General features: G+C 46.8%; 19 protein-coding genes. 13 read left to right on the top strand and 6 right to left on the bottom strand.

Going from position 1 to position 22689, the window contains the following annotated elements; all coding sequences use genetic code 11:
* The 4 genes from K5Q99_RS10725 to K5Q99_RS10710 form a co-directional block, all read right to left on the bottom strand.
* Positions 1-125: helix-turn-helix domain-containing protein (locus K5Q99_RS10725; RefSeq protein ID WP_220776858.1), on the bottom strand; the 125-nt coding region annotated here is incomplete at its 3' end.
* 189 nt (positions 126-314) lie between these two features.
* Entirely contained in the window at positions 315-449 is a 135-nt protein-coding gene (locus K5Q99_RS10720) for a DUF2474 domain-containing protein (RefSeq protein WP_006080444.1), read from the bottom strand.
* Positions 450-550: 101 nt separating this feature from the next.
* Entirely contained in the window at positions 551-1558 is a 1008-nt protein-coding gene (cydB, locus tag K5Q99_RS10715) for a cytochrome d ubiquinol oxidase subunit II (protein ID WP_220776857.1), read from the bottom strand.
* 60 nt (positions 1559-1618) lie between these two features.
* Positions 1619-2953, bottom strand: coding sequence for a cytochrome ubiquinol oxidase subunit I (locus K5Q99_RS10710; RefSeq protein WP_220776856.1), 1335 nt, complete (start codon positions 2951-2953; stop codon positions 1619-1621).
* 157 nt (positions 2954-3110) lie between these two features.
* Between K5Q99_RS10710 and K5Q99_RS10705 the strand changes: the two genes are divergently transcribed.
* Positions 3111-4523, top strand: coding sequence for an aminotransferase-like domain-containing protein (locus tag K5Q99_RS10705; RefSeq protein WP_220776855.1), 1413 nt, complete (start codon positions 3111-3113; stop codon positions 4521-4523).
* Between the two features lie 275 nt (positions 4524-4798).
* Positions 4799-6097 (top strand): O-acetylhomoserine aminocarboxypropyltransferase/cysteine synthase family protein, encoded by a 1299-nt coding sequence (locus K5Q99_RS10700; RefSeq protein WP_220776854.1) that lies wholly within the window; start codon positions 4799-4801, stop codon positions 6095-6097.
* Between the two features lie 121 nt (positions 6098-6218).
* Here the strand turns inward: K5Q99_RS10700 and K5Q99_RS10695 are convergent, their stop codons facing one another.
* Both K5Q99_RS10695 and K5Q99_RS10690 read right to left on the bottom strand, forming a co-directional pair.
* Entirely contained in the window at positions 6219-9416 is a 3198-nt protein-coding gene (locus K5Q99_RS10695) for a DUF2339 domain-containing protein (protein ID WP_220776853.1), read from the bottom strand.
* A 249-nt stretch (positions 9417-9665) separates the two neighbouring features.
* The gene (locus tag K5Q99_RS10690; RefSeq protein ID WP_220776852.1) at positions 9666-10802 is read right to left on the bottom strand and encodes a methyltransferase; all 1137 of its coding nucleotides are present in this window, start codon (positions 10800-10802) and stop codon (positions 9666-9668) included.
* Positions 10803-10950: 148 nt separating this feature from the next.
* Here K5Q99_RS10690 and K5Q99_RS10685 point away from each other — a divergent pair, with 148 nt between their 5' ends.
* The 11 genes from K5Q99_RS10685 to nqrF all read left to right on the top strand — a co-directional run bounded on the left by K5Q99_RS10685 (position 10951) and on the right by nqrF (position 22688).
* Positions 10951-11649, top strand: a complete 699-nt coding sequence (locus tag K5Q99_RS10685) for an alpha-ketoglutarate-dependent dioxygenase AlkB family protein (RefSeq protein WP_220776851.1) — start codon at positions 10951-10953, stop codon at positions 11647-11649.
* 184 nt (positions 11650-11833) lie between these two features.
* Positions 11834-12154 carry a BolA family protein gene (locus K5Q99_RS10680; RefSeq protein ID WP_106651435.1) on the top strand — a complete coding sequence of 107 codons (321 nt, stop codon included), beginning with the start codon at positions 11834-11836 and terminating at the stop codon, positions 12152-12154.
* Positions 12155-12406: 252 nt separating this feature from the next.
* A complete protein-coding gene (locus K5Q99_RS10675; RefSeq protein WP_220590975.1) occupies positions 12407-13525 on the top strand; it encodes a TRAP transporter substrate-binding protein in 1119 nt (372 codons plus the stop codon).
* A gap of 168 nt (positions 13526-13693) precedes the next feature.
* Positions 13694-14203 carry an S-ribosylhomocysteine lyase gene (gene luxS / locus K5Q99_RS10670; RefSeq protein WP_006080460.1) on the top strand — a complete coding sequence of 170 codons (510 nt, stop codon included), beginning with the start codon at positions 13694-13696 and terminating at the stop codon, positions 14201-14203.
* Positions 14204-14368: 165 nt separating this feature from the next.
* Positions 14369-16423, top strand: a complete 2055-nt coding sequence (locus K5Q99_RS10665) for a TonB-dependent receptor domain-containing protein (RefSeq protein ID WP_220776850.1) — start codon at positions 14369-14371, stop codon at positions 16421-16423.
* Positions 16424-16824: 401 nt separating this feature from the next.
* Positions 16825-18159, top strand: coding sequence for a Na(+)-translocating NADH-quinone reductase subunit A (locus K5Q99_RS10660; protein ID WP_006083937.1), 1335 nt, complete (start codon positions 16825-16827; stop codon positions 18157-18159).
* Positions 18159-19358, top strand: a complete 1200-nt coding sequence (locus K5Q99_RS10655) for an NADH:ubiquinone reductase (Na(+)-transporting) subunit B (RefSeq protein ID WP_006083936.1) — start codon at positions 18159-18161, stop codon at positions 19356-19358. Before K5Q99_RS10660 ends, K5Q99_RS10655 begins: the two co-directional genes overlap by 1 nt.
* Positions 19351-20139, top strand: a complete 789-nt coding sequence (locus K5Q99_RS10650) for a Na(+)-translocating NADH-quinone reductase subunit C (RefSeq protein WP_220590973.1) — start codon at positions 19351-19353, stop codon at positions 20137-20139. The genes K5Q99_RS10655 and K5Q99_RS10650 overlap by 8 nt, the downstream gene beginning before the upstream one ends.
* Positions 20139-20771 (top strand): NADH:ubiquinone reductase (Na(+)-transporting) subunit D, encoded by a 633-nt coding sequence (locus K5Q99_RS10645; protein WP_006080467.1) that lies wholly within the window; start codon positions 20139-20141, stop codon positions 20769-20771. The genes K5Q99_RS10650 and K5Q99_RS10645 overlap by 1 nt, the downstream gene beginning before the upstream one ends.
* Before the next feature lie 5 nt (positions 20772-20776).
* Positions 20777-21385, top strand: coding sequence for an NADH:ubiquinone reductase (Na(+)-transporting) subunit E (gene nqrE / locus K5Q99_RS10640; protein WP_006080469.1), 609 nt, complete (start codon positions 20777-20779; stop codon positions 21383-21385).
* A gap of 46 nt (positions 21386-21431) precedes the next feature.
* The gene (gene nqrF / locus K5Q99_RS10635) at positions 21432-22688 is read left to right on the top strand and encodes an NADH:ubiquinone reductase (Na(+)-transporting) subunit F (RefSeq protein ID WP_006083934.1); all 1257 of its coding nucleotides are present in this window, start codon (positions 21432-21434) and stop codon (positions 22686-22688) included.
* The last annotated feature ends 1 nt before the right edge of the window (position 22689 follow it).

Below are 22689 nucleotides of genomic sequence, written 5' to 3'. Positions count from 1 at the left end.
ACTTCCCTATAGACACTAGAGCGATGACAATCAATGCATTTAGCTATGTGTACTATCGAAAAGCCCTGTTCTAACAGCACGGAAATCTGGTATCGTCTTGCTTCGGTCAACTGTTGATAATTCATGGCGATACTCTTTTACTTTGGCGAGATAAAGCGTACCACTTTTCAGCAGTTGGCTTCTTCTACACCTCAATTAGAGTGTCGCAGTTATTATCTGAATTCTGGATTAAGTATATTTTAACGCTATGCTATGCAAGCTAACTGAATTAAGCCTTAATGTGTGCGTTTAAATGGTAAATATCGGGTATCCACTTAGGTGGTTAATCCCGCGCCTTTCAACAGTATTTTAATGCACATGGAGACGAGGAACAGGCAACTGACGCTCGTGCACCAAATGAGCACTAACCAGCCGAGTCGATAGCTGAGGGATTTAGTTGGGGTCGTCATGTTTATCTCCAGCATGTGTAAAGTTATCTAAAGTGAATTAGCGACCTAAGCCAAATTAGCTTAGGTCGCGTTTTGGGAAGCCTCTTTTAACTGAGTCATGGCTAGTGATAGCCTGCATCTTTAGTGACTTTGCCGCGGAACACGTAGTAGCTCCAAAAGGTGTAAACCAAAATCAGCGGGATGATCATCAGCGCGCCGACGAGCATAAAGCTTAAGCTGCTATCGGGCGCGGCCGCCTGCCAAAGGTTGATATTGGGCGGAATAATGTGTGGCCAGATACTGATCCCGAGTCCACTAAAACCTAAAAAAACTAGGCATAAGGTGAGCAGAAATGGCTGATAGTTATCATCGCGGCGCAAAGATTTCATCAAGGCCCAGCCGCAGGCTAATACCAGTATGGGCACTGGGGCAAAGTAGAATAAATTCGGTAAACTAAACCAGCGCAGGGCAATATTGGGCTGCACAAAAGGCGTCCATAAACTGACTAAGCCTATGGTCATAAGTAGGCATAAGGTCAGTGCTCTGCCAAGTTGTTGCATGGTCGTTTTAAGTTCGCCTTGGCATTTTTTCACCAGCCAAGTCGCGCCGAGTAGCGCATAGGCCAGCATAAGGCCAAATCCACAGAAGAGTGAGAAAGGCGTTAACCAATCGAAACTTCCGCCGCTAAATTGCTGCTCGCTGACCGAAATACCTGAGATAAACGCCCCCAGTACTACGCCCTGTGAAAAGGTGGCAGTGATAGAGCCGAACATAAACGCTTTATCCCAGAATGGTTTAGCTTCTGCGCCCGACTTAAATCTAAACTCAAACGCCACGCCGCGAAATATCAGTGCCAGCAACATAATAAGCAGCGGTATCGTCAGCGCTTCGAGCACTATGGCGTAGGCGAGGGGAAAGGCACCGAGCAGGCTAGCGCCACCGAGCACTAACCAGGTTTCATTACCATCCCAAACGGGGGCGACGGTATTGACCATAATGTCCCTGTCGTCCTCGTCGTGAATAAAGGGAAACAGTATGCCGATGCCGAGATCAAAGCCATCCATCACGATATACATCAAGGTGGCAAAAATGATGATCCCGAACCAAATCAAGGGTAAATCGAATTCCATGGTGAGCCCTTAAATATGTTTAAGATTAAATAAGTAAAACTAGATTTATTGACTTTAAAATTAATGGCTTGTTGCTGCGATATCTGGCCCTTTGCGGATGAGTCGCATCATATAGCGATAACCCACACCGAAGATGCCGCAGTAACTGACAATGAAAATCCCTAGGCTGATACTCAGGTGGGTAACGCTGTGGGAAGACACGGCATCTTGCGTACGCATCAACCCTTGGATCACCCATGGTTGGCGGCCAAGTTCGGTGGTAAACCAGCCCGCTAGTGTCGCGAGCAGTCCTGCAGGGCCGAGCACCAGTACAAATCGCAGAAAATGTTTGTTGCTGTAGAGCTTGCCTTTGCGTCTGAGGTAAGCGCTCCACAGTCCGGCAAAAATCATCAATAGGCCTAAGCCGACCATGACTCTAAAACTCCAAAACACTAACAACACATTGGGTCTGTCCTCGGCGGGATACTCAGTCAAGGCGGGCACTTGTTTGCTTAAATCGTGCTTTAAAATCAGACTCGCCAGTCCTGGAATTTCGAGGCTGAAGTGGTTTTTCTCTGCGTCCATATCAGGAATGGCAAACAAGATCAGCGGTGTGGGTTTATCGCCCTCATTACGCCAATGGCCTTCCATCGCTGCTAATTTTACAGGTTGATATTCAAGGGTATTTAAACCATGGAAATCACCAATCACAGCTTGCAGCGGCGCGACAATTAACGCCATCCACATCGCCATAGACAACATCTTACGGATTGCTGGCGTGTCGTTACCTTTGAGCAAATGCCAAGCCGCCGATGCGCCGACAAAGAAAGCCGACGAAATAAAGGCCGCCACTGTCATATGGGCTAAACGATAGGGGAATGACGGGTTAAACACTATCTGAAACCAATCTACAGGAATGACGCGATTGTTCACGATTTCAAAACCTTGGGGCGTCTGCATCCAACTGTTTGACGCTAAGATCCAGAAGGTTGAGATAATAGTGCCCGTGGCGACCATACAAGTGGCGAAGAAATGCAGGTTTTTGCCGACCTTCTGCTGACCAAATAACATGACCCCCAGAAACCCCGCTTCGAGGAAGAAGGCGGTAAGCACTTCATAGGTGAGTAGCGGCCCAGTCACGCTGCCCGCGAAGGCGGAAAACGCGCTCCAATGGGTACCAAATTGGTAGGCCATAACAATGCCAGAGACCACGCCCATGCCGAAGTTAATAGCAAAAATCTTCGACCAAAATTGATAGAGTTGTTGGTACACCTGATTCGCCGTTTTCAACCATAAGCCTTCTAATACCGCTAAATAAGTGGCGAGGCCGATAGTGATGGCGGGGAAAATAATGTGAAAAGAGATAGTAAAAGCGAATTGGATCCTAGCAAGTACAGTGGCATCAAAATCAAACATAATTTCCTCGAGAGATAATAGTCTCGTTACAAAGGCATTCATTAATGCAGTGTCCACTGAACCTAATATTGGCCCAGCGGTGAAAGCTTGTGTGCCATTAGAGCATGGGATAAGCTGGCTATAACAGACACAGAATATATTGATTTGGCTATAACAGATGGCGAAATATGAACAGTTAGCGCAGGAATTAAAGACACGAATAGCCCAAGGCGTCTGGCAGGCGGGGGACAAGTTGCCGTCGCTGCGCCAAACGGTGGCTGATTCGGGTTTGAGCCTGATGACAGTGCTTAATGCCTATCAGCTATTGGAAAGCCAAGGCGTGATTACGGCGCAGGCAAAATCGGGTTATTTAGTGGCGCCGCAGCCAGAAACCTTTCGCTATCCCGACCGTCAGCGGCAGATTTATCTCTCTGATAAAGTCGATATTAACGAGTTCGTCTTCTCTGTTTTGCAGGCGTCAAAACAGGCGGGCATAGTGCCCTTTGGTTCAGGTTTTCCCGATCCCAGTTTATTCCCGCAGCAAGCGTTGGCGCGCTCGTTAGTTAAGGTCACTCGGCACATGTCACCGTCTTTTGCCGCCGATAATTTACCGCCGGGGAATGCGGGGCTGCGTAAGGCGATTTCCCAACGTTATGCCAAATTGGGTATGAGCATTTCACCCGACGAAATCATCATTACCTCGGGCGCCATGGAGGCGCTGAACTTGAGTTTAGCGACCCTGACTCAAGCGGGGGATTGGGTAGTCATTGAATCCCCGACCTTTTATGGCGCGATGCAGGCGATTGAGCGGCTTAAGCTTAAGGCCATTGCGGTCGCGACGGATCCACAACTGGGGATTGATCTCGAGGCGCTAGCGGAAGTGTTAAAAACTTACCCAGTAAAAGCCTGCTGGCTGATGAGCCAGCATCAAAACCCCTTAGGTTGCAGCTTGTCAGATACTAAAAAACAGGCGCTTTATCAGTTACTAAATGAGCATAAGGTTAGTCTGATTGAAGATGATGTTTATCAAGAGCTTTATGTCGACGCTAGCGTGCCAAGGCCAGTAAAAGCCTTCGATACCGAAGGACGAGTGTTGCACTGTGGCTCATTTTCTAAGTCTTTGATTGCAGGTTATCGTGTCGGCTGGGTGGCGGCGGGGCGCTATGCACCTCAGTTACAACGATTACAGTTAATGTCGACGCTATCGACCAGCGCGCCCATGCAGCTTGCCATCGCCGACTTTATTCAGTCGGCACAATATGAGCGTCATTTGAAGCAGTTACGTAAAAAGTTAGCCGATCGCAAATTGGCCATGTACCAGTTATTGCGCGCGCATCTGCCCGAGTCTGTGGGGGTTAACTTTGCACAAGGCGGCTATTTTCTTTGGTTAGCGCTGCCAGCACACATGGATGCGACACAAATTTATTCTCAGGCGATAGCGCGCGGGATCAGTGTAGCTCCTGGAAATCTCTTTAGTAATCAGGTCGAGTTCCGCCATTTTATGCGCTTGAATGCCTCATACGAGTGCTCGCCAGAGATAGTCTCTGCTGTCGTGGTGCTGGCCGAACTTATCCGTAACTATTCGCGCTAACTCGTTAGGTTAGCTTTTTATATGAGCCTGTTATGCTAGCTCGTTATGTTAGCTCGTTATGTTAGCTCGTTATGCTAGCTCGTTATGCTAGCTTGTTAGGTTAGTCCGCGATGTTAGCCCGCCTTGTAGTTTGAGGTATGGTGTCAGAAGTTAAATGCTGGAATAAAAAAGTTTTAGACTTCCAGATGTCTATCTGTTAGCTTGTTGAACATGCACAAATCTTGTGTAATCCTTTGGGTTCGAACAAGGACAGCACTCTGTTGAAGGAAGGCAAAATGAAGCTTGAATCACTGGCATTACACTACGGTTATGAGTCAGAAGCGACCACAAAAGCGGCCGCGGTACCTATCTATCAAACCACCTCTTATACCTTCGATGATACCCAGCATGGTGCTGATTTATTTGACTTAAAAGTCGCGGGTAACATTTATACGCGGATAATGAATCCGACTACTAGCGTGCTAGAGCAACGTCTGGCAGCCATTGAAGGCGGCATAGGTGCGCTGGCTGTGGCATCGGGTATGGCGGCGATTACCTATGCGATACAAGCCTTGACTCAAGTTGGCGATAATATTGTCAGCACCAGTCAGCTCTATGGCGGCACTTACAATCTGTTTGCCCATACGCTGCCGCGCCAAGGCGTTGAAGTGCGTATGGCGGCCTTCGATGACTTTGAAAGCCTCGATGAGCTGATCGACGACAAAACTAAGGCCTTGTTCTGCGAATCGATTGGTAATCCCGCGGGCAATATTGTCGATTTACAGCGTTTAGCCGAGATTGCCCATAAGCATGGCGTGCCTTTAATTGTCGATAATACGGTCGCAACCCCAGTGTTATGTCGCCCCTTTGAGCATGGCGCCGATATCGTGATCCACTCTTTAACTAAATATATTGGTGGCCATGGCACGACCATTGGCGGGGTGATTATCGATTCTGGCAAGTTCGATTGGGTCGCAAATAAAGAAAGATTTGCCTTACTCAACCAAGCCGATCCTTCTTACCATGGCGTGGTTTATACCGAAGCCTTTGGCCCTGCGGCGTTTATTGGTCGTTGCCGTGTGGTACCGCTACGTAATACCGGCGCCGCGCTTTCACCGCACAGCGCATTTTTACTGTTGCAAGGCCTTGAAACCTTAAGCCTTAGAATGGAGCGCCATTGCTCGAACGCGCTAGCATTAGCCGAATATTTGGTGTTGCATCCGGCGGTGAGTTGGGTGAATTACGGCGCCTTGCCGAGCAGCCCTTATCAGGATAATTGCCACAAGATCACTGGCGGAAAAGCCTCTGGGATCATTAGCTTTGGGATTAAAGCGGCCACGCCTGAAGAGGGTAAAATTGCTGGCGGACGTTTTATCGATGCGCTGCAGATGATCCTGCGTTTAGTGAACATCGGCGATGCGAAATCCTTGGCCTGTCACCCTGCGAGTACTACGCACAGACAGCTCGATGCAGATGAACTGGCAAGGGCGGGCGTGTCTGAAGATCTTATCCGTATCTCGGTTGGGATTGAGCATATTGACGATATCATTAACGATGTGGCGCAGGCGCTCGATAAGGCACTGGTTAGAAAGTAGTTTTTATTGAGTAGCCCATGTCAAATAGCCGATACCTCATCGCTTTATTAAATCGTTAACAGTAAAAAGCCGCTATAGATTCAATTCGATAGCGGCTTTTTTAGTACTTTAAAAAACGACGTTAATCTTGCTGCAGTCGATTTCTCGCCTTCTGGTAGAAGTAAGAAACGGTCAGCAAAATAACCCCGATCAGCATAAAGGCAATGACTTTTTGCACTAGCTCGAAGGACGCCATATCCAGTAATAGCACCTTGAGCGTCGATAGGATAAATAGCCCAGCGGCGAGGCGGATCATATCGGCATTTTGTGGTTTTAAGCTGATAAACATCAACACACTGCCATGGATAACCAATAAAATCGCGCTGAGTGGGGCGGCAATCATGTTATCGAAGCTATAACTCCACATGAAGTAACTCAAGGCGAGCAGTAGATGCCAACCCCACTTAAGTCCTTGTAACGGTAAGATACGTCTATGTAAGCGTATTGCTGCGCCGTGCTGCAAGATAAGCCTTGCTAGGAGTGCCAGTGATAAAAACTCGATTAACACAAACGAGGCATTATCACGATTGAGCCCGAGTGTGATCTCAAAATGCAGCATGATGGGCAACAGGGCTAAGCCTAACGTTAGGCCGTAGGCGAGATGGTAGCTTTCCTTTATTGCGGCTTGGATTTGGGCTACTAGAGTTAACTTCATGCTATGTGAGGCTTGGCCTTCAGCGCTTTTACTTAAACTTTTTTGGATAAGCAAGGCAAAATAACCACTTAAGGCCAATGCTGTCATGGCTATTCCGACGAGCTCTGAATGATTAAAGCCATAAACGATCACGGCTAATACCAGTGCAAAGTAATAAGGGCTTAGTTGCCATTGAAGTTGCAGCAAGGGGCGCCATGTTTCGGGTAATTGGCGGTAACGAAGCAGGGTAAAGCCCATAAAGAGGACACCAATAACCAGCGCCGCGAGTCCTTGCCAAACGTGAATAAGACATAGCGAGGCGGTCATCAGAACCGCTAGCCAAGTGAGGATTTTGGCCTCAATGTTCAAACTCTTATGTTTAATAAAGTAGGCTAAACCTAGGCTCATAAAGGTGCTCAGCCAGAGGGCAATCGCGGTATATTCCCAATAGTTGCGGATAACTTTAGGCAGCAGAATAAGCGGCAGCAGCAAATAGCAGAAGATTTGCATGCTATAAGCGGCTTTGGCAAATAGGGCATCTTTATAGTGGCGGCGATACCAATAATGGGCCAAGAGTAAGGCGGTAAATAACTCAATTCGTGCCAGTTTTGCCATGAGCGGCTGGGCGCTAAAGCTAAAACTGTCCGCGAGCGTTATGCCTTCAACAACCTTAAACAGCAGTGGCAATAGTAAGAGCCAAGCGGCAAATTCGCTGACAACGAGTTTGTCCTTTGCGCTTAAGTACAGCAGTAATAGGCTAACTAGCGGCAAGATAGCGAGATAGTAATCGCTGCTCAAAAGGTAAGCCGCGAGGATAATTGTCGCCACATAAAAACCGCTTAATAGTTCTTTTAATATTCTGCAAAGCTGATGTTCTAACGCAGAAAGCGGCGCATTTGTGAATGTTAATAGTCGAATGGCAAAGACTAAGGCGGCGCAACTTAAGGCCAGTGCGATCAGCGAAACGCCAAAGGCCGACAAAGCTGAAATTGCCAAGGCATCTAATATGCTGGATTCTAACAGTGCCATGCTATCAAGCACGCTAAACGCATTTAACCCTAATCCCATTAGCAGTAGTACATAAGCTTCGGCGCGCACTGAAACCAGCTCTTCTTTGGTGCCAATCCATAACAGTAATAAGGCTTCGAGCAGTAAGACTAAGCCGAGGAAATCATGGCTAAGTAAATACAGTGCTGCAAATCCGGCAAAACTTCCTGCAAAGACTAACAATAAGCCGCTGCGGGCTTTTTCTAAGCGGCTTTTTAGCTGCCAATAGAGGGCAGCACAAATCAGCGCGTTGATCGCGAAGATTTCCCCTGCGAACTCAGTGAATTGCGTTAATTCGAATAGCACAAAGGCGAGCAATGCTATTGGCAAAGCGAGCATGCGATGGCTTAGCGTGTTGCTTGGTTGTTTATCTTGATGGCTAAACTGCTGGGAAAATAGTAGGCCGGTGATGCCGTAGAGATAAAAGGTCGCATTAATACTGAAAAGCGCCAGCAGACTGCCACCGCCAAAGTCGGTGAGTGGCAGTGGCACAAAATAGCTAAAGGCTTCGATGCAGCTAATGTGCAGCAGCGCGGTGATTTCCAGTAATAACGGCCACTTAAGCTTATAACTTTGGGCAAGGGCGCCAATTCCAATAAGCAGTAAATAAGGAAGATACAGCAGTGGTGCATAGCTTTGGGATAACAACATCATAGGCGCGGTCGAGCCGCCGACCAAGGCGATGACGGCAATGACTTTGGCATCTAAGCGCATCGATAGACCATAACCTGCTAGAGTGATTATTAGCAGTAAGATAAAACTCGCGCTATTGGGGATGATTTCAAAATACGGCCCAATAAAGTAAGCGCAGAGAAAGTTAAGTATAAGGCCTAATCCGACTATCCCAGAACCAAAGTCCGCCATGCCCGCACGTTTTTGGCGAATAAAAATCCCGCCAGCTATGATAGCGTTCGCGCTGGCAAACCCGAGTAGCGCTTTGCCCAGTTCTGAGAACCAATGGTTGATGGAATATTGCAGTAAATAACCAAAGCCTAATGTCAGGGTGATGATCCCTGCGACTGTCATCAAGAAGACTGGGCCTAATCCCTTGGCTTGATAATGATGGTAGAAGGATTTGATTTGTTCGGTAATGGCGCCAAAGGGCGCCATGATGGTCGCTAATCCCTGGGATAACAGATCGTCAAATTGACTCGCCACTTGCACGCTTGCCTGTAATTTGACTTCATCACTCAGTTGTTGGTCTTGCGCTTGGTGTTTGGTTTTGGCGGTTTGTTCTGCTGAGGTATTTTTTGTGTTTCTTTGCCAAGGGTCTTCTTGCAAAGCGTTTTGCTGCCATGGGTTGGGTTCTGCTTGAGCAGGCGCTACGGGAGTAGACTCAAGGATTGGTGTGTGTGCCGCATAGGCTAATGCGGGCGTGTTATCTGCGGCAGGGAGCACAGCCGCAATCGATACTGCATCTGCCGCCATACTGACAGTGGTATCAAAGGCGTCTTCAGTCGCAATTTGCTGACTTAAGGTATCGAGCTTAGTTGAAAATTCTGCCAATTGACGGCTGAGCGAAGATTGCTGCGATAAATGCAGCGACTGTAATTGTGCCAGCTCAGCTTTTAGTTGGGCGACGTCATCCTTTAACGGCATATCTCAATCCTAGTTAAGTGCCTAATAGCTTAAAGACATTCAGCGTTTAAGAATTTAAGGACTTAAGCACCTTTGCAATTGGATTGTACTTGCGACAGGGGATTTCGGCTAGCCATAGCGAATGTGGAAAAATGCTGATAGTGGTGTAGAACAATATTTTAGCGGGTTTAGTTCAACAAAGAGCCAGACATTGCTGGCTCTGATTAAAGTGCTAACTGGCTCTGATTAAAGTACTAAATAGTGGCAGGGTTATTTCTTTTGCGCCTGCAGGATCACAAATTTACCGTTGGAGGCGACTGTGGTGCAGTTTTTAAATAAGCGCTGCAATTTCACATGGTAAGCCAGATGGCGGTTGCCGACGATATGTAAAATACCTCCGTCTTTTAAGCGGCGGCGAGCATCTAAAAACATCTGCCACGCGATATGATCGGTAATGGCTTCGCCTTGATGGAAGGGCGGATTACATAGCACCAGATCCGGTTGCACTTCTTCTGGCAGATGCGTCATGCAGTCGTCCCAATAGAAGTGGCCTTTATCTGCAGGCAATTGATTACGTGCCCAGTTTGCCTTGGCTGATGCGACCGCCATTTCAGAATCGTCGATAAAGTGAATGTCAGCCTCTGGGAATAACTGGGCGGTGCGTAACCCCAGCACGCCATTGCCACAGCCGAGATCAACAATCGACTTAAAATCCCCTTTGGGCAGATTATCTAGCATGATGCGTGCGCCAATATCGAGTTTGTTGGCGGCAAACACATTACTTAAGTTGCTGATCTCAAGTTGATACTCAGGTAAGGTCCAAGTCACTTCTTTGGCTAATGGTCTGGGTTTACCATCGCTGACACAGGTAATTACTCGGGTGTTTTTCCACGCTAAACTGGCGCTTGCTGGGCCTAAATGCTTGGCAAAGACATCGAGCAAGGCGCCATTTATCGATTTGGCTTTGGCTGCCACTAATACACGAGTGCCAGCGGGTAACACTTGCGATAAGCGTGTTAGCTGGTGGGCAAAGTAGCTTAAGTTTTTAGGCAACTTCATCAATACTAAGGCTAAGTTTTCTGGCAAGGTATCGCGGCTGGTAAACCATTGCAGGTTATCCAGCGGCAACTGATTGCGGCCATGGTTTTGCTCTGTGCCTAAAAAGCTGGTTCTGGCATCGGTTTCAACACACAGTGGCCAACTTGGATTCAGTTTCGATACACCACAGCTTAAAGCGCCGAAACTGTCGTTGATAATGGCGGTTGGCACGGCGGCTTGCTCTGACTCAATCAGGCTTTTGAGTAAGTGTTCATCGGCGGCATCCCAAGCTTGAAGATTAGATTCCTGCTGAGCTGGATACCGTAAGAGTTCGAGTTCAACACCCGCTACTGAAAATTGTGTTGTCATGTGCCACACTGCGCCAATAAATTAAGGCGCAGATTATCGCAGATTTCATGGCGCAGTGCGACGGCTCAGCATCAAGAGCTAATGTTAGCCCTGCTATGGACGAAGCGGCAAGCAAACGGATCGATAGTTGCGGGGGACAAGTAGGTTGATGGCTAAAGATAATGAGCGGCGTGACAACCAAGGTTACGATTTATTTTCTGAGCTTGATGATGAAGCGGGTCTTGATTTACAGCTAAGTTTGAATCTTACCGATCACGGTTTGAACAAGACTGGACAACCCATACCGCCCATCACCTTAGTGCGGGGTTATCTTAATGCTGAGCAGCAACTTGCGTTGATGAAAGAAGCGCAGACTTATCCCTTAAGTCGCCCCGAAATCCAAGTATTTGGTCAGTTTCACGCAATTCCTCGCCAGCAAGTGTGGTTTGGCGATTTGGGCTGTGACTATTTATATTCAGGACTGTTTATCCGCGCCTTACCTTGGCCTAAATATGCCCAGAAGTTGAGGGATAAGTTAGCGCGGGATTATGGTTTGGCGAGTAATGGAGTATTAGTCAATCGTTACGCCGATGGAAAAGATTGTATGGGCGCCCATAGCGATGATGAACCGGAAATTGCCCGTGGCAGCCATATTGCTTCTATTAGCTTAGGCGCCACGCGGGATTTTGTGCTTAAGCATAAACATAGCCAAACCAAGCACTGCATCAGTTTGCATAGCGGTGATCTGCTAATCATGCACTGGCCTATGCAAAACGATTGGCTGCACAGCTTACCTAAACGTTTGAAAGTAAAAGAGCCCCGTTGGAATTACACCTTTAGGCAACTCATCGTTAATTTCCATGGCTAAATGCCTGTTGTTAAATGACAGCTATTCATTGCCTCCTGTTTATTACTGGTGGCGGTGAACGGCCTGCTAAATAAGATGACTTATAAAGTGGTTATTGAGCAGCAAACAGACTAAGTGAATTTGATCTTTTCTGTCTGAAGCAGTACTCTGCGGCCACTGGATTTCCCCATTCTGAGACTCGAATATGTCCAATACTCATGCGCAGGGCACAGTGGCTAACACTATCACGCAGAAGTTAACTGAAGGCTTCTCGCCGACTCACTTAGAAGTGATCAACGAAAGTAATCGTCACCATGTGCCACCGAATTCGGAAACCCATTTCAAAGTTGTGCTCGTGAGTGAGCAGTTTGATGGTTTACGTCTCTTGGCACGGCATCGATTGGTTAATACTCACTTAGCCCATGAGCTAGCGAATGGCGTGCATGCCTTGTCGATTCACACATTCACTCAAAGTGAATGGGATGCGAATGTACAAGTGCCTAATACGCCAAATTGTCGCGGTTAATTCATCGCTTTCCAATACTTTTAGCTTAGATTTCAAAGCCACTCTCCATAGAGTGGTTTTTTGTTTTAGGTCAAACTAAGGCCATTTTCTGGTTTTACCCCTCGAGTTTCTGGTTTCCCTCACTGTGTTTCTGTGTTAACAATATGTTTTATTTTAAGGGGTTGAGTGGTGCGATTGCAGAGCTCTGTCCTGAGTGCATGTTCACGTCTATTGGCACTATGGGTTCGTTTTATTTCAGGGAGAGTATTAAAAATGCGTAAGTTTGGGAGTGTGCTCGTCTTAATGCTGCTGATGGGGCTGAGCGGTTGTAACCCCGTAGCCAGTGATGCGCAAAACGTAGCCGTTTCCCATGCCGCAACGGATGATCCCCAAGCTATCCCCGCAATTGAATGGCGCCTTGCAACCTCTTGGCCCAAAAACTTCCCCGGTTTAGGTATGGCACCTGAGCGTTTTGCGCATTTAGTCGATGACATGTCAAACGGTCGGTTAAAAATTCAGGTTTATGGCGCGGGGGAATTGATGCCAGCGTTTGCCATCTTTGATGGCGTGAGTCAGGGAAAAATTCAAATGGCCCATGCCGCTTCTTATTACTGGAAAGGTAAGGCGCCCGCTGCGCAGTTTTTTTCATCGATTCCCTTTGGTATGACAGCGCAAGAAATGAACGGCTGGTTGCACTACGGCGGTGGCATGGCGTTGTGGGAAGAAGTGTATCGCCCCTTTGGCATCATTCCCCTCGCGGGTGGCAATACGGGCATGCAAATGGGCGGCTGGTTCAATAAACCGATTAATACCATTGCCGATTTTAAGGGACTGAAGATCCGCATGCCGGGCTTGGGCGGCGAAGTATTAAAGCGTGTCGGCGCTATTCCTGTGAATATGGCGGGGCGTGAACTCTATGGTGCCCTGCAAACGGGCTCGATTGATGCGGCAGAGTGGGTGGGGCCATTGAACGACCTTGCTTTTGGTCTACATAAAGTGGCGAAGTACTACTATTACCCAGGTTGGCATGAGCCGGGTTCCAATATGGAGTTTTTGATTAATAAAGCTGCCTTCGAGAGTTTACCTCAAGATTTACAAGCCATAGTGAGAGTCGCGGCGAGAGCGATTAACCAAGATATGCTCGATGAATACACGACCCGCAATGTGACGGCCCTTGAAACCTTAGTGAATGATGAAGGGGTAGTGCTTAAAGCATTTCCACCGAAAGTGTTGTTGGAACTTGAGAAAATCTCTAAACAAGTGATTGAAGAACAAGCCAATCAAGATCCTTTAATGCGCAAAGTGTACGCCGCCTATCACGCCTACGAGCAAGGTGTACGCCAGTATCATAAAATATCTGAGGATGCTTACAGCCAGCAGCGTCAACACTAAATGCGGGGTGTTTTTAGCACTGACTGTCACATTACTCGCTGATTTATATGAGATGATTTCATCTTAAATTATCTTGTTATCGGCGTAATTCATTTGGTGTTATGCTTGCAAGCCATAAATAGACAGTTACAGTGGCGTTCATGTCGCCCTGAGAATTTGGAGATCCCTATGCCATTACTTGATAGCTTTACCGTCGATCATACTCGAATGAATGCCCCAGCGGTTCGTGTTGCTAAGCATATGAGCACGCCAAAGGGTGATGCGATTACGGTATTCGATCTACGTTTTTGCGCGCCGAATAAAGATATTCTCAGTGAGCGTGGTATTCACACTCTGGAGCATTTATTCGCTGGCTTTATGCGTGACCATTTAAATGGTAGCAATGTTGAGATCATCGATATTTCGCCAATGGGATGTCGTACCGGCTTTTATATGAGTTTGATTGGAGAGCCGACTGAGCGCCAAGTGGCCGATGCGTGGTTAGCTGCGATGGAAGATGTGCTTAAAGTGGTTGAGCAGTCTGAAATCCCTGAGCTGAACGAATACCAATGCGGTACGTATGAGATGCATTCGTTAGAGCAGGCACAAGATATCGCCCGTAATATTATTGCTGCAGGCGTAAGTGTTAATCGTAATGACGATCTAAAATTAAGCGACGAAATTCTAGGTAATCTGTAACGGTTTGCACTCTTACTTGTACAAGAGTGCTTAGCCAGTAAATTCAGTTTCCTGAAGTTAATGAGAGAAAGCGACGAGAGTCGCTTTTTTTTTCAAACAAATCCAGCTATTTTACAAGTTAATAACAAAAACACCGTACGCTAACAAAATTTTTGGGAGCTTGGTATGCTTAGTCGTTACTTCTCAGTATCACTCTGTGCAATGTCTGTATCTCTTGCCTGTTCTAGCACAACGTTCGCCGATGATTTCCACAGTCAAATGCTTGAACTGAACCTGCTCAATGACACATTTCACTCCACTGCTGACAGTTTAGCCTTAGGCCAGTTAACGGCTTTGACGGTTTTACCTGCGGATCTTAACGGAAATCCAGCAAGCATTAGTATGCGCAGCGCGAGTCAAGGCGTGGCCGTATTGCAAGATAGAGTGTATTTCTCACCTGCGCCTTATTCTGCGCCGCAATTACAACTATTGCCCAATCTACTGCAACAACAGAGTGTCACCGTCACGCCAATGGCGAACATGGCTGTTGGTGGGCAAGGGGCGTTTGGGGTGGTGAGTTATCAAACCTTACCTGTGGCCGAAAAAGCGGAAAACAGTAAAGTAACGCTCGAAGGCAATACCGATGCCGATTACAGTGTCGATGTGAATTGGGGCGTGAAGCAAAAAGAATACGGCATGATACTCGCGGTTAACTACAGTGATGCTAGTGGCGCGGATCGCTTGCTTAACGGCCAAGATACTGACCGCCAAACCACTGATATCTTATTTAAAATCAATGCTGCGAGTTTATTAGGTGCCAGAAGTCCACAGGTGACTGAGTTTACCTACCAGTTCCTCGATGATGATAGCTATCGCTCCCAACTCGGCTTAACACCAGCAGATTGGCAACAAGATCCTATGAGTTTGTATTCAGCCACTGCGGCAGATAAGCACCAAGGGCGACACCATAAGTATCAATTGTCGCACCAAGTTGCGTTAAGTGGCGGGCATAAGGTCATCACGGACTTTTATTATCAATCCTATTCGCAGCAATTAAATCAACTTAATCAATTTGATGGGCAAATGCTCGATACCCAGAGTTTAGCAGCGCTGGCCGCATTTGAACGGCAGCCGACAGTCGATGGCGTCGCGGTCGCTTCGTTACAACAAGACAATGATTTTAGCTCCTTTGGGGTACAAACTGAGTCCGTGAATCAATATGGCGCCCATCAAATTAGTTTGAGTGCCCGTTACCATACGGATAAAGCTGAGATGCACCTTGGTGAACAGCAAAGTCTATGGCAGCAGGACTTGAGTCTAATGAGTGATGCGCCAGATGCGCTGTTGGCTTATACCGATGATGCGACCGCATTCACCTCGGCCATTGATTCCTTGTTTAATTGGGACGGATTGCAGCTCAAACTCGCGCTTGCCTATGAAAAAGTGGACGTCAATCGCGAGGTCAATCTAGCCTACGCCGGACTCGAAGCGGCGGATTTTTCTGATAGCGATTGGATGCCACAGCTTGGCGTTTTATATCATGCTGGAAATTGGCGCTTTAGTGCAGATATTCGACGCTCCTGGACCGCCGCGAGTGCGGGGAATCTTGAGCAAGAAGCGCAAGTGTCGCTGCAATATCAAGTCAGCGCCCAATATGCTAGTGAGCATTTTAATGCTGATATCAAAACCTACGTTCAAGATTTTGATAACCTGCATGTCAATTGCGATGCTTATACCCAATGCGCCGACAGCCGTTTGTGGGTTCAAGGTAATGTCGTGGATGTGCAGACCAAAGGGGTTGAGCTGAATCTTGGCTATCAATGGGAACTGGGCAGTGTGCAGTTGCCTTTGGCGTTAAATTATCAGTATTCGAATGCTGAGTATCAAACTAATAGCTGCAACGAAATTCAAGGCTGCGTCGTGGCTGGCGATAGGGTGGCCTGGTTACCCGAACAGCAGCTGCAATTGAGTGCTGGAATGAAGTATGACGAATATGAACTGAACGCGAATGTCTTTTATCAATCGGAGCGGGAAATGGGCCAATTTGGCGCCGAATTACAGCCTGTCGCTGCACAATGGCGGGTAGATTTAGCGGCGAATTATCATTTTAACCGTCACCATGAGATTTATTTTCGGATAGAAAACCTCTTAGATGAGACATTAGTCACGACAGCATCAAATAGCGGAATTCGATCGGAAAATGGACGTATTAGCTATTTAGGTTATCAATGGCGCTTTTAAGTTGAACTTTATTTCGTTTGAATTTAAATCAATTGAAACAAATAAGATCGATTTAAGCCGTGTTTAGTGGATGTTTCGACTTTTTGCTAAATTAAATCTTTAATTATTAATGCTATAGTACCCAGTGGCCGTAATATTCTCTCTTTCTGATCCGTCACTAGGTCGGAAGGCGAACGCTGTAGCGCATGATTCTTTTCAATCCATTTTTTAGGTTTGAAATCACCTATAATTTTCGTGGCGATGCCAAGTCAATTGGGGTAAAATGCGCGCGACCAGCGTGATTGCGATCGCATTTCTGTGATAAATCTGCGCTAGCTCAATGCAGTAGGTTTTGTTTAAAACCTAAGTATTTAGCAGGAACGCGGCGCATTGTCTTTCCTTCAAACGTAGTGCTTGTGGATATGATTACAATTAAGAAAGGATTGGAACTGCCTATAGCAGGCGGACCAGAGCAAGTTATCCATAATGGCCCAGCCATTAAACATGTAGCTACTTTGGGTGAAGAGTATATTGGCTTACGTCCAACGATGAAAATCAAAGTGGGCGATAAAGTACAAAAAGGCCAGGTTCTTTTTGAAGATAAGAAGAATTTAGGCGTTAAATATACGGCTTTAGCCAGTGGTACTATATTAGACATTAACCGGGGCGCCCAGCGTGTTCTGCAGTCTGTTGTCATTGCAGTGGAAGGAAACGAAAGCGTTGCCTTTGCTAAATATGATGCCACTGCACTCGATACGCTCGACTCGCAGTTAGTCCGTGACAATCTGATCGAATCAGGTTTATGGACTGCATTGCGTACTCGTCCTTTTAGCAAAGTTCCTGCTGTAGACTCTTCTGCTGCTGGTATTTTTGTAACCGCAATAGATACTCAACCTCTTGCCGCTGATCCCGTTGTGGTGATCCGTGAGCATAAAGAAGATTTTGCTAATGGTCTTAAGGTCTTAGCAAGACTTACTGACGGTAAAGTTTACCTTTGTAAAGCGCCTGGCGCTGATATTCCTGCCGCAAACGCCCAAGTTGAAGAATTTGCTGGTGTGCACCCTGCAGGATTAGTCGGTACTCATATTCACTTCTTATTGTCTGCCTCTGCAAAACGTACCGTTTGGCATATTGGTTACCAAGATGTAATAGCAATTGGTCAGCTATTTACGACGGGTGAACTCAATACCGAACGTGTTATTGCGATCGCAGGCCCTAAAGCGGCTAAGCCAAGACTCGTACGCACTGTTGTGGGCGCGAGTATGACTGAATTAACCGCAGGTGAAGCCTTAGATGGTAATGTTCGTCTGATTTCAGGCTCTGTTCTGAATGGTCGTACAGCCGTTGGCCCACAAGGGTATTTAGGTCGTTACCATGTTCAAGTAAGTCTGTTAGAAGAAGGTACAGAGAAAGAATTTTTAGGCTGGGTATTACCAGGCTCAGACAAATATTCTATCACTCGTGCATTCTTAGGACATCTTGCTCCTTCTCGTCTGTTCAGTATGACGACCAGTACAGGTGGTTCAGACCGCGCTATGGTGCCAATTGGTAACTATGAGCGTGTAATGCCATTGGACATTCTTCCTACTATGTTGTTGCGTGACTTGATTTCAGGTGACTTTGACGGTGCTGCCACGTTAGGCGCGTTAGAGTTAGATGAAGAAGATCTCGCACTGTGTACGTTCGTATGTCCAGGCAAGTATGACTACGGTTCATATCTGCGTGACTGTCTAGATACGATCGAGAGGGAAGGCTAATGAGCTTGAAAGATTTTTTCGAACGTATTGAACCCGACTTTGAAAAAGGCGGTAAATACGAAAAGTTTTATGCCCTATTCGAAGCGGCATACACAATTTTTTATACCCCAGGTAAAGTGAACAAGGGCAAAACCCACGTTCGCGATAACCTCGACCTAAAACGTATGATGATTACGGTTTGGGCTTGTGCTTTCCCAGCGATGTTCGTGGGTATGTACAACGTAGGTTTACAAGCTCAATTAGCTTTAGTGGCTGGTTTTGCTACCCCTGACGTATGGCAAGTGAGCTTGTTCAGCATGTTCGGTACCGAACTGACGGCAAACTCTGGCTGGCCTGCGCTAATGTGGTATGGCGCCTGTTTCTTCCTACCTATCTATGCGGTGACTTTCGCCGTCGGTGGTATCTGGGAAGTGCTGTTTGCCTCTATCCGCGGTCATGAAGTCAACGAAGGTTTCTTCGTTACCTCTATTCTGTTCGCTTTAACGCTGCCAGCAACTATCCCATTATGGATGGTGGCGCTGGGTATCACCTTCGGTGTGGTCGTGGCGAAAGAAGTGTTCGGTGGTACAGGGCGTAACTTCTTAAACCCAGCGCTAGCGGGTCGTGCCTTCCTGTTCTTCGCTTATCCGTTGAACATGTCGGGTGATACCTCATGGGTTGTGGCTGACGGCTACTCAGGTGCGACTGCACTGAGCCAAGCTGCTGCGGGCACATTAGATTATGCAATCAACCAAAACTGGTGGGATTCGTTCTTCGGATTCATTCCAGGTTCTGTTGGTGAAGTGTCTACATTAGCGATTCTGTTAGGTGGTTTGGTCATCATCTACACCCGTATCGCTTCATGGCGCATTGTTGGCGGTGTAATGGTCGGTATGATTGCCATTTCTACTCTGCTTAACTTTGTCGGTAGCGACACTAACCCAATGTTTGCAATGCCTTGGTACTGGCACTTAGTGTTAGGTGGTTTTGCGTTTGGCATGATGTTTATGGCGACAGACCCAGTGTCAGCGTCATTCACTAACCAAGCTAAATGGGCATACGGTATCTTGATCGGTGCAATGGCTGTGTTTATCCGCGTGATTAACCCTGCATTCCCTGAAGGCATGATGTTGGCAATTCTGTTTGCTAACTTGTTCGCGCCATTGTTCGACCACTTCGTGGTTCAGGCAAATATCAAGCGGAGGATTGCCCGTGGCTAGTAATAAAGATTCGTTCGGCAGAACCTTATTTATCGTCGTTGGCCTATGTCTGATTTGTGCGATATTTGTGTCTACTGCAGCAGTGTTACTGAGACCGACTCAAGCAGAAAATAAACTGCTCGATAAGCAAAAGTACATTCTGGAAGCCGCTGGTCTTATCGATACTAAAGCTGGCAAGGTCACCAAAGCGCAAATTCTGGATACTTACGGCAAACACATCGAAGCTAAATTGGTCGATTTAAAAACGGGTGCTTGGGTTGATGGTGTTAATGCTGACACTTTTGATCAACGTAAAGCGTCTCGTGATGTGAAAACCTCATTTGTACCTGAGAACGACATTGCTTCAGTGAAACGTGTAGCGGATAACGCTGTGGTTTATCTTGTTCGTGATGAACAAGGCAAATTAACGAGTGTGATCCTGCCAATCCATGGTTATGGCCTTTGGTCTACTATGTATGCCTTCCTTGCTATGGATGCTGATCTAAACACAGTGCAAAGCTTAGTCTACTATGAGCAAGGCGAAACGCCGGGCTTAGGTGGCGAAGTGCAAAATGCTCAGTGGAAAGCGAAATGGCATGGCAAAAAGTTATTTGATGAGCAAGGTAACATTGCTATCAGCGTAACTAAAAACCCAGCTGTTGCTAGCACTGAATACGGTGTAGACGCATTATCTGGCGCAACCTTAACGAGTAACGGTGTGCAACATTCACTGACATTCTGGTTAGGGAAAGAAGGTTTTGCGAGTTTCATTGAAAAAGCACGCAATGGAGGTCTCAACTAATGTCTGACGCTAAAGAACTGAAACAGGTTCTGACCGGACCTATAGTCAACAACAACCCGATTGCTTTACAAGTACTTGGTGTATGTAGTGCATTAGCGGTAACGAGCAAGCTCGAAACTGCACTGGTAATGGCGTTGGCGTTAACTGCGGTAACCGCGTTTTCGAACCTGTTTATCTCAATGATCCGTAATCATATTCCAAGCAGTGTGCGTATTATCGTACAGATGACCATTATTGCCTCTTTGGTAATCGTGGTTGACCAATTGCTGCAGGCTTATGCTTATCAGATCTCTAAGCAGCTGTCGGTATTCGTCGGCCTTATCATTACGAACTGTATCGTAATGGGGCGCGCTGAAGCCTACGCGATGAAAACACCGCCAATGATGAGCTTTATGGATGGTATCGGTAACGGTTTAGGTTACGGTGCAATTCTGTTAGCTGTTGGCTTCGTACGTGAACTGTTTGGTAACGGTTCTCTGTTCGGTGTTGAAATCCTGCACAAGATCTCTGATGGTGGCTGGTACCAACCAAACGGTCTGCTACTACTGCCTCCGAGTGCGTTCTTCCTGATCGGTGTTTTGATTTGGATTATTCGTACCTATAAGCCAGAGCAAGTTGAAGCAAAAGGGTAAGTGCGATGGAACATTATATTAGCCTGTTAATTCGCTCTGTTTTCATTGAAAACATGGCACTGGCCTTCTTCCTAGGTATGTGTACTTTCTTGGCTGTGTCTAAGAAAGTCACCACAGCCATGGGCCTAGGGATTGCGGTAGTTGTAGTGTTAACTATCTCTGTCCCAGCAAACCAAGTTATCTATCAAGGGCTGCTTGCTCCTGGTGCACTTGCTTGGGCTGGCGCACCTGAAGCTGACTTAAGCTTCTTGAAATTCATTACCTTTATCGGTGTGATTGCGGCTTTGGTTCAAATTCTGGAAATGGCACTGGACAAGTACTTTCCACCTTTGTACAACGCATTAGGTATTTTCTTACCTTTGATCACAGTGAACTGCGCGATTTTTGGTGCGGTATCATTCATGGTTGAGCGTGACTACAAGTTAGGCGAGAGTGTGGTGTTTGGTTTCGGCTCAGGAGTGGGTTGGGCATTAGCTATCGTATTGATGGCCGGTATCCGTGAGAAGCTGAAGTATGCCGACGTGCCTAACGGCCTACGTGGTTTAGGGATTACCTTTATCACCGCTGGTTTGATGGCCTTAGGTTTCATGTCGTTTTCTGGTGTGTCTCTGTAAGAGACACATAACGGCTTCTTGAATTGGACCTTCTAAGGATAAGTTAATGGATATTCTTGGTATTTTTAAATCTACTCCGCTCGAGGTTTACCTCGGTGTGAGTATGTTTACTGCTATCGTCCTCATCTTGGTATTAGTGATTTTATTCGCTAAGTCTAAGTTAGTGGCTAGCGGTGACATCACGATCGGCATTAATGACGATCCTGAAAAAGCAATTACAACCGGTGCTGGCGGTAAGTTGTTAGGCGTTTTGGCTAACAGCGGTATCTTCGTATCGAGTGCGTGTGGTGGCGGTGGCTCATGTGGCCAATGTCGCGTAGTGATTAAGTCTGGCGGTGGTGATATTCTGCCAACAGAACTTGACCACATTAGCAAAGGTGATGCCCGTAAAGGCTGTCGTCTTTCTTGTCAGGTTAACGTTAAGAACGATATGGAAATCGAGCTTGACGAAGAAATCTTCGGTATCAAAAAATGGGAATGTGAAGTTATCTCTAACGATAACAAAGCCACTTTCATTAAAGAACTGAAGCTACAAATTCCTGATGGCGAATCTGTACCCTTCCGTGCTGGCGGTTATATTCAAATCGAAGCACCTGCTCACCATGTTAAATATGCAGATTTCGACGTACCTGCACAATACCGTGGCGACTGGGAACACTTCGGTTTCTTCAATCTTGAATCTAAGGTTGATGAAGAAACGATTCGTGCATACTCAATGGCTAACTACCCAGAAGAGTTCGGTATTATTATGCTGAACGTGCGTATTGCTACGCCTCCACCACGTAACCTGACTCTGCCTTGCGGTAAGATGTCATCTTACATTTGGAGCTTAAAAGCTGGCGATAAAGTGACAATTTCTGGCCCATTCGGTGAATTCTTCGCGAAAGATACCGATGCAGAAATGGTGTTTATCGGCGGTGGTGCGGGTATGGCGCCAATGCGTTCGCACATCTTCGACCAACTGAAGCGTCTTCACTCTAAACGTAAGATGAGCTTCTGGTACGGTGCACGTTCTAAACGTGAAATGTTCTACGTAGAAGATTTCGACGGCCTTGCGGCTGAGAATGATAACTTCGTATGGCATGTGGCCCTTTCAGATCCTCAACCAGAGGATAACTGGGATGGTTACACAGGTTTTATTCATAACGTATTGTATGAAAACTATCTGAAAAACCATGATGCACCAGAAGATTGTGAGTTCTACATGTGTGGACCTCCAATGATGAACGCTGCCGTAATTGGTATGTTGAAAAATCTTGGTGTCGAAGACGAAAACATCTTGTTGGATGACTTCGGCGGCTAAT

This window comes from Shewanella hafniensis (genome assembly GCF_019655335.1).
In the GTDB taxonomy this organism is placed as follows: domain Bacteria; phylum Pseudomonadota; class Gammaproteobacteria; order Enterobacterales; family Shewanellaceae; genus Shewanella; species Shewanella hafniensis.
This window is presented reverse-complemented; position numbering and strand designations above follow the sequence as displayed.